This is a genomic window from Leisingera sp. (genome assembly GCF_034669605.1).
GTDB lineage: Bacteria > Pseudomonadota > Alphaproteobacteria > Rhodobacterales > Rhodobacteraceae > Leisingera.
In genome coordinates this window covers 1-6,276 of sequence record NZ_JAXMOX010000245.1, presented here as the reverse complement: position 1 = coordinate 6,276, position 6,276 = coordinate 1, and the positions used below count along the sequence as shown (strand labels likewise).

4 protein-coding genes are annotated in these 6,276 nt (G+C 59.8%); 1 reads left to right on the top strand and 3 read right to left on the bottom strand.

Annotated elements, in window-relative coordinates; translation table 11 throughout:
• Window positions 1–68 precede the first annotated feature (68 nt).
• From VOI29_RS21685 to VOI29_RS21675, 3 genes are all read right to left on the bottom strand, one after another.
• A complete protein-coding gene (locus VOI29_RS21685; RefSeq protein WP_323783605.1) occupies window positions 69–1,370 on the bottom strand; it encodes a sugar ABC transporter substrate-binding protein in 1,302 nt (433 codons plus the stop codon).
• Between the two features lie 112 nt (window positions 1,371–1,482).
• Window positions 1,483–2,514 (bottom strand): LacI family DNA-binding transcriptional regulator, encoded by a 1,032-nt coding sequence (locus VOI29_RS21680; RefSeq protein ID WP_323783603.1) that lies wholly within the window; start codon window positions 2,512–2,514, stop codon window positions 1,483–1,485.
• A 608-nt stretch (window positions 2,515–3,122) separates the two neighbouring features.
• Complete coding sequence (locus VOI29_RS21675) at window positions 3,123–3,806, bottom strand: GntR family transcriptional regulator (protein ID WP_323783601.1); 684 nt, start codon at window positions 3,804–3,806, stop codon at window positions 3,123–3,125.
• A 454-nt stretch (window positions 3,807–4,260) separates the two neighbouring features.
• Here VOI29_RS21675 and rpsA point away from each other — a divergent pair, with 454 nt between their 5' ends.
• Entirely contained in the window at window positions 4,261–5,940 is a 1,680-nt protein-coding gene (gene rpsA, locus VOI29_RS21670) for a 30S ribosomal protein S1 (protein ID WP_323783599.1), read from the top strand.
• The last annotated feature ends 336 nt before the right edge of the window (window positions 5,941–6,276 follow it).

Genomic DNA, 6,276 nt, shown 5'->3' with positions numbered 1-6,276 from the left:
TGCGCAGTGGGGGACCGCCGGGGTCAGTGGGCGGCAATCGGGCCGCCCTCTGAAGTTCGTACCGAAGATCAGTAGCCTGCGGCTTCCATCTCGTCAGTGGTCAGTGCCTGGGCCTTCTCCAGCGCTGCTTCGACGCTCTGCTGGCCGGCCAGCGCGGCGGCGAATTCCTGGCCGACCTGACCTGCAATTCCGGCAAATTCGGGGATTGCTGCAAATTGCACACCGACATAAGGCACCGGATCCACTGTGGGGTTTGTCGGATCAGCCGACTGGATGCTTTCCAGCGTCATCCGGGCAAAGGGAACCTCCTGGTAGTTGGGGTTCTCATAGAGCGAGGTACGCGCACCCGGCGGCACATTGGCCCAGCCATCTTTTTCGGCAACCAGTTCGATGTATTCCTTGGAGGTGGCCCATTGAATGAACTCCTTGGCGGCGTCTGCTTTCTGGGTGCCGGCGGGAATTCCCAGCGCCCAGGCCCAAAGCCAGTTGCCGCGCTTGCCCTTGCCGGTATCGGGTGCCAGCGCAAAGCCCACCTTGTCAGCCACGGTGGAATCGTCCGGGCTGGTCACGAAGGACGCCGCCACAGTGGCGTCGATCCACATGCCGCATTTGCCCTGCTGGAACAGCGACAGGTTCTCGTTGAAGCCATTGTTCGACGCGCCCGGAGGGCCGGCGTCGTTCATCAGGTTCACATAGAACTCCAGGGTCTCCTTCCACTCTGGCTGATCGAACTGCGGCTGCCAGTTTTCATCGAACCAGCGCGCGCCAAAGGCATTGGCTGTCGCGGTCAAAAAGGCCATGTTTTCGCCCCAGCCGGCCTTGCCGCGCAGGCAGATGCCATAGATGCCGGCGTCCTTGTCTGTCATGGCGCGGGCAGCTTCGGCGACAAAATCCCATGTCGGCGCATCGGGCATCTCAAGCCCCGCCTGCTCCATCAGGTCGGTCCGGTACATGATCATCGAGCTTTCGCCATAGAATGGCGCCGCATACAGCGTGCCATCCACGCTAAGACCGCCGCGCATGGCGGGCAGGATGTCATCGGCGTCATATTCGGGCGGCAGATCATCCAGCGGCACCAGCCAGCCGTTGCTGCCCCAAATCGGGGTTTCGTACATGCCGATGGTCATGATGTCGAACTGGCCGCCCTTGGTGGTGATGTCAGTTGTCACCCGCTGGCGCAGCACGTTTTCCTCCAGGGTCACCCATTCGACCTCATGGCCGGTCTTGGCGGTGAAATCGTCTGTCAGACCCTGCATGCGGATCATGTCGCCGTTGTTCACAGTTGCAATGGTGATGGTCTCGGCAGAAGCACTGCCCGCTGCGAGCAGTGAAATGGCTGTTGCCGTACCAATGGCGTACTTAGCAAACATCTTCTACCTCCCTGATTAGATGTCGCCTCCAAGATTAACGGCGCCGCCGCTGCGCTGTCAATTTTAACTTTACGCGCGTAAAGTTTGGGCGGTCTGCCGGGAAATCAGCAGGTTATGCGGACCCGCGCATGACCAGCCGGCCATCAAACAGAATCTCTTGCCGCGAATCAGGCGGGTTTTCCGCCTCGATAAGGTCCATCAGGGACGCTGCGCTTTGCCTGGCGATGGCCTCGTAATCCTGTGAAACCGTCGTCAAAGTCGGGCAGGTATAGCGGGAGAAGGGATGATCATCATGCCCGGCGACCCGCATCCCGCAGTCAGCACCCAGACCAATCCGAATCCCGGCCTCATAGGCGGCCGACATCAAGCCGATCGCCAGACGGTCATTGCTGCACAGGATCGTATTGGTCGGCAGGTTGCGGTCGCGCACCACCCGGGTGCCCTCCCGGAAGCCGATCTCCTCAAACTCCCAGCCTTCCCCTTCAGCTTGGATCAGATGCGGGTTGTGTCCCAGCCGCTCCATAGCCGCGAGATAAGCATTGCGCCGTTTATGGGCGTTCGGGTTTGCCGGATTCTTCATTTCGAAAAAGGCCGGAGGCTCCCCTGTCCGGCAAAGGTAGTCGGCAATAAGTCCGATGCTTTGATAGTTGTTTGAGCCAATGAACGCCTGTCCTGCGGCGCCGATGCTGGCATCAAACATCACCGTTGGAACCTCGTCGCAGAAGGCGGCGATGCGTGCCTGATGCGACGCCCGCCCCAAGGGGGCCAGCAGAACCCCGGCAGGTTTAAGCAGCCGCAGGTTTTCAAGGTTTTCGATCTCCTGATCAGGGTTGCCGTGGGAACCCAGCAGAACCGGGCGGTATCCGGTTCTCAGAATATGCTCTTCGATGTTGCGGGCAATTTCGGCAAAGAAAGGGTCGGCCAGATAGGGCACCACGATTCCGATATTCTTGGTCAGCCGGCGGTTCTGATTGATCGCATAGAGATTGGGCCGGTAGTCATAATGGTCCAGCACATCTTCGATCCGCTTCCGGGTTGATGCCCTGACGCTGGATGGGTCGTTGAAGTATTTCGACAGCGTCGGGCGTGAAAGGCCGCTGACTGCTGCGAATTCCTCCATGTTCCTGATCTTTTTGTCACCCATGAAGGTTCTCACTTTGTCTGCAGTGGTAGGACAAGGCCAATGTGACCGTGCCTGAAGGTTCCGGCCATAATAATTGACGCGCGAAAATTTTACACCCTGCTTAGTGCATCGCATCACCGCCATTCGGCACCGCTAACCTTGCAGCTTCCAGAACCGGTGCGGCTGCCGCTGACAACATGGAGGGCACCACCGGCGGCGGCACGATCGCAGCCGGCGATGGCACCACCGGCACGGACACCCTGACCGGCGGCCCCGTCCCGGATCACAACCACCGACCAGAGCATCCCTGCAGGCATCCCCTGTTTCACTCGGGGTGTTCTTCTCGCCACCAGGCGCTGCGCAGTGCCCGCGGGCCGGATCCGGGTGGGAGACATGCTGTAAACCGCCGGCAACGGGTTTCAGCCGGTGATTTGGGTTTCTAAACGCACTCTGGGCCCGGCAGAGCTGGCATTGCGCCCGCCCTGGCAGCCTGCTGTCTCCGAAGCGGCTGATGCTGCTGTCGCCCAAGCACCGCCTGTTGGCCGACCCTGCCTCAGCGCAATGTCATCGCCTGCCGGGCAGGGAAACCGCCGGCCCGGCGCCAGCATCGCGGCGAGCCAAGGCTAAACTCACAGATGCGTTGTCATTTTATAACCGGGAGCGAAAAACAGCTTTGCCAGCGTTACGGGCTTGTTGCGCAGCCAGGTAATCCGTTCCGCAGTGAACACCGGGTCGCCCAAAGGGGCGTCCAGAAACTCTGACACTGTCTGATCGGCCTTTGTCGCCATGAAGCTCAGTTCAAGATTTGTGAAGGGGACTTTCTGCACCAGCCAGTCATTCGGCCCGGATTCAGTGAAATCCGCGTCCAGAACCTCGGGTATGCTCTCAGTTACAACCCAGCGCACTTCGTATTGGAACGGCGAATTGTCGGCATAATGCATGCATCTGAGGTGCAGAACCTCCTGCTTGGGAAGGATGTCAAGCCGGGATGACAGCCACGCCGGGGCCAGCATGAAACGGCTCTCAACCAAGGAATACCGGTAAGCGGCGCCGGTCTCGGCGATTTCATCCCGCACCAGGGGGATTGAAAACTGGGCTTTGCGGACTGGTGAATTCAAAACCCGTGTCCCGGCTTTCCGCTTGCGTTCCAGATAGCCTTCTTCAGCCAGTTCCCGCAGCGCCCGGTTCACGGTGGTGCGCGTGCTCGAGAATTCAACAGCCAGTTCAGTTTCACTGGGCAGCAGGCTGTCCGGTGCCCAGATCCGGTTCTGGATCCGGTCCAGAACGACCTGCTTGATATCCCTGTAGCTCATGTTCGCGCGGGGGGCTGGCATCCGGATTCCCAACTCAATTAAAGAATTTTAATGGCTATATATATACACATAATATCCGGGCGGGAAAGCGCTATAACCCGTGCAGCCGGTACGGCCGGATCCGCTGCCTCACGCCACAGGTCGGAGGCCAATGGGTCTTGAGCCTGGATCTTCCCGGCGGGCTGCCCGGTTTTGGCTGACGGCCTCATGCAGGCCGCCAAGCTCCGCAGGCCTTCCCCCTTGCACGCAACCGGGAATCCGCCTATACGCGCGCTGTCGGTACAAGGGCGGTCAACGTCCGGATGACACATCTGAGCAGGGCTGAGGCACACCTCGGCCCTTTGTGTTTGTTTGATCAGATGTGATCCGGGCCACGTCCAGTGCGGCTGAACCAAGACCGGCGGAGACAACCGCATGGCCAGAAAAACCATATGAAAAGGAAATCTGAGACCTCATGGCTCAAAACGTATCAATGGAGGACTTCGAAGCCCTCCTGAACGAAAGCTTCGAAATGGACACGCCGGACGAGGGTTCGGTTGTCAAAGGCAAAGTACTGGCAATCGAAGCCGGTCAGGCCATCATCGACGTCGGCTACAAAATGGAAGGCCGCGTTGATCTGAAAGAATTCGCAAATCCCGGCGAAGCTGCTGAAATCGCTGTCGGCGACGAAGTTGAAGTCTTCCTGCGCTCGGCTGAAAACGCCCGCGGCGAAGCCGTCATCTCGCGTGAGATGGCCCGCCGTGAAGAAGCCTGGGACCGCCTGGAAAAAGCATATGCCGACGACCAGCGCGTCGAAGGCGCGATCTTCGGCCGCGTCAAGGGCGGCTTCACCGTCGATCTGGGCGGCGCTGTTGCGTTCCTGCCCGGTTCGCAGGTTGACGTGCGCCCGGTGCGCGACGCCGGCCCGCTGATGGGTCTGAAGCAGCCGTTCCAGATCCTGAAAATGGACCGCCGCCGCGGCAACATCGTTGTCTCGCGCCGTGCCATCCTGGAAGAATCGCGTGCCGAACAGCGTGCCGAAGTCATCGGCAACCTGACCGAAGGCCAAGCGGTAGACGGTGTGGTCAAGAACATCACCGAATACGGTGCGTTTGTTGACCTCGGCGGCGTTGACGGCCTGCTGCACGTCACCGACATGGCATGGCGCCGTGTGAACCACCCCTCCGAGATCCTGTCGATCGGCGAAACCGTCAAGGTTCAGGTCATCAAGATCAACAAAGAGACCCACCGTATCTCCCTCGGCATGAAACAGCTGCAGGAAGACCCGTGGGATCTGGTTGGCGCCAAGTACCCGCTGTCCTCGGTCCACAAGGGCCGCGTCACCAACATCACCGATTACGGTGCATTTGTTGAGCTGGAGCCGGGCGTCGAAGGTCTGGTCCACGTCTCCGAGATGTCCTGGACCAAGAAAAACGTCCACCCGGGCAAGATCGTCTCCACTTCGCAGGAAGTCGACGTCATGGTTCTGGAAATCGACGGTGCCAAGCGCCGCGTTTCCCTGGGCCTCAAGCAGACCATGCGCAACCCGTGGGAAGTCTTCTCCGAAGCCAACCCGGAAGGCACCGAGGTCGAAGGCGAAGTCAAGAACATCACCGAGTTCGGTCTGTTCATCGGCCTCGACGGCGACATCGATGGCATGGTTCACCTCTCCGACCTGTCCTGGGACGAGCGCGGCGAAGATGCGATCCAGAACTACCGCAAGGGCGACATGGTTTCGGCCGTTGTTTCCGAAGTGGACGTCGACAAAGAGCGTATCTCGCTGTCGATCAAAGCTCTGGGCGGCGACAAGTTCGCAGAAGCGGTTGGCGGCGTGAAGCGCGGCTCGATCGTGACCGTGAACGTGACTGCGATCGAAGACGGCGGCATCGAAGTGGAATATGAGGGCATGAAGTCCTTCATCCGCCGCTCCGACCTGGCCCGCGACCGTGCCGATCAGCGCCCCGAGCGTTTCTCGGTTGGCGACAAGGTCGACGTGCGCGTCACCAACGTCGACTCCAAGACCCGCCGTCTGGGCCTGTCGATCAAGGCACGCGAGATCGCGGAAGAAAAAGAAGCTGTGGAACAGTATGGCTCCTCGGACTCCGGCGCTTCGCTGGGCGACATCCTGGGTGCAGCGCTGAAGTCGGGCGACTAATCGTCTCCGGCCTCACGGCGAAAAAAATGAAAAGCCCCGCAGATTTCTGCGGGGCTTTTTTTTGGGGGGGGGGAGGACGGATCTTGACCCGCACCCGGCATTTCCCCCTCAAACCCGTTCTTGAATCTGCTCGCTTGTCTGCCGTAGAAAGCAGCCCTCCATTCGCGACAGCAAAACCGCGGTATGTTCAGTGGTTCAGGCCATCAAACCAGTCGAGAACAGTGGCCGTCCATCCCGGGGGCAATCCGTGCTTTCCCTTGTGCAGGATAAGTTCGAGAGCAGCCTTTTCGCATGCCCAGCGTTTACGCCAGAGACCGTCGGAGATTTCATGTTCTG

Excerpts from the sequence above, each read along its gene's own strand:
- VOI29_RS21675 (WP_323783601.1), bottom strand. The coding sequence starts at position 3,806 with ATGAGCTACAGGGATATCAAGCAGGTCGTTCTGGACCGGATCCAGAAC.
- VOI29_RS21685 (WP_323783605.1), bottom strand. The coding sequence starts at position 1,370 with ATGTTTGCTAAGTACGCCATTGGTACGGCAACAGCCATTTCACTGCTC.
- VOI29_RS21680 (WP_323783603.1), bottom strand. The coding sequence starts at position 2,514 with ATGGGTGACAAAAAGATCAGGAACATGGAGGAATTCGCAGCAGTCAGC.
- rpsA (WP_323783599.1), top strand. The coding sequence starts at position 4,261 with ATGGCTCAAAACGTATCAATGGAGGACTTCGAAGCCCTCCTGAACGAA.